Origin of the sequence: Flavobacterium sp. (genome assembly GCF_003525665.1) — a bacterium.
Lineage (GTDB): Bacteria > Bacteroidota > Bacteroidia > Flavobacteriales > Flavobacteriaceae > Flavobacterium.
In genome coordinates, this window is sequence record NZ_DQDX01000218.1 from 19550 (window position 1) to 21249 (window position 1700).

General features: G+C 32.7%; 1 protein-coding gene. It reads left to right on the forward strand.

Annotation, left to right across the window (positions count from 1 at the left end; translation table 11 throughout):
* The first annotated feature begins 288 nt into the window (after nt 1-288).
* Nucleotides 289-1536 carry a hypothetical protein gene (locus DIU01_RS15045; protein ID WP_290835880.1) on the forward strand — a complete coding sequence of 416 codons (1248 nt, stop codon included), beginning with the start codon at nt 289-291 and terminating at the stop codon, nt 1534-1536.
* The last annotated feature ends 164 nt before the right edge of the window (nt 1537-1700 follow it).

Consider the following 1700-nt stretch of genomic DNA (forward strand, 5'->3'; position numbering starts at 1 on the left):
TGTTTAAATTTTATTTTTTAGCGGTAACATATGTTATCGCCTCAATAATCATTGGTTTTTGCTATCGCAAACTTTTAGTAGCGATTTCATAGTCGTTTTGGTTATTTGAGTGCAAAAATAACAATTAAATAATATAAAAAAAGATAATTTAGCAATAAGAAACAAGAAATTATACTTGATAATTAAATAGTTGTATAATTTTAACACTTCATTTTGAATTGACATGAACAAATGTTAAAGTGTAAAAAATAATTTATTACATTTGACTGAATTTATAAATCATTAGCTATGAAAACATTAAAGTATTTAATTGCGTGTATTAGCATTGTCTTTTTTGTGTCTTGTGACAATGACGATTCTAATTCTGAGAAAGTGCAATTTGCAGTTCCAACAATCAAATCATTGTCTCAAATTAGAGCAAATGTTTCGGTTACAGGAGCAAAAGCAACCAGTTCTGAGGGCAAAATATACGTTTCAGAAAATTATCTTTTCTACATTGCGCAGGAAGAAGGCGTTCATATTTATAACAATCAAAATCCTGCTTCGCCAGTAAATACCGCTTTTATAAATCTAGAAGGCGTTCATGATATTGCGATAAAAGGCAATTATTTGTATGCCGATAATTTTGTCGATTTATTGGTATTTGATATTTCGAACATCAACAATATTACTTTGGTACAAACAGTAGAAAATTCGATTACGTTTTTCCCAACCTATCCATCAGAGGCAGAATATTATGATTACACGGTTAATCCAGTAGAAGGAGAAATTATTACCGGATTCAAATTGAAATTGAAAAATCGTCCTAATGAATCACAAGTTATTTTTGCAAATGATGCCTTGGCTGGATTTGAAAGTTCGGCTGGAAACAACATTGGAACTGGCGGATCGTATGCTAAATTTCAAATCAACAATAACGCACTTTACACGATAGATTCGTATCAACTAAATGTATTTAACATCACCAATCCTGAAAATACGTTTTTTGACAAATCGGTTTCTATGAATATTTGGATTAATGGTGGCATTTTTGAAACCTTATTTATTCAGAAAGAAACGTTATTTGTTGGCGCAACTTCGGGCATGTACACTGTTGATGCTACGGATGAGTTCAACCCAAGTTTTGTTGGAGGTTTTTCTCACGCAACGGCCTGTGATCCTGTAGTAGTTGCTGGAAATACGGCTTACATTACAGTTCGTGGCGGTTCTACTTGTGGCGCCATAGAAGACCAAGTAAATGTGATTGATGTAACTGATATTGCTAACCCAACTTTACTTTCTACAACGTTACTAGCTCAACCTTATGGATTAGGTATTCGCAATGGCGTTTTGTATGTATGTTGTGGTTCAAATGGTTTGAAGGTTTTTAATGCGGCAAACAGCTCCAATTTGACTTTAGAGAATACGTACAACGGAAATGTAAAAGATGTTATTCCGTTAAACAGTCATTTGATTGTTGTGGGAACGAATAAAATTATTCAGTACAATTATGGCGCTAATTTTACATTGGTTCCTATTAGTGAGATAAGTTTTTAGGGATTTATATTCTGAAAAGTTCTTATGAAAAGCTCCGCAAATGTCTCCTGACTTTGCGGATTTTTTTTCTCAACTAAGTATTATGAACAAAAGCTCTACAAAATATGTAACTATTTACATTGCTATCATAAATGTTATTAAAGTGGCGCAAAGTCAGGAGACAT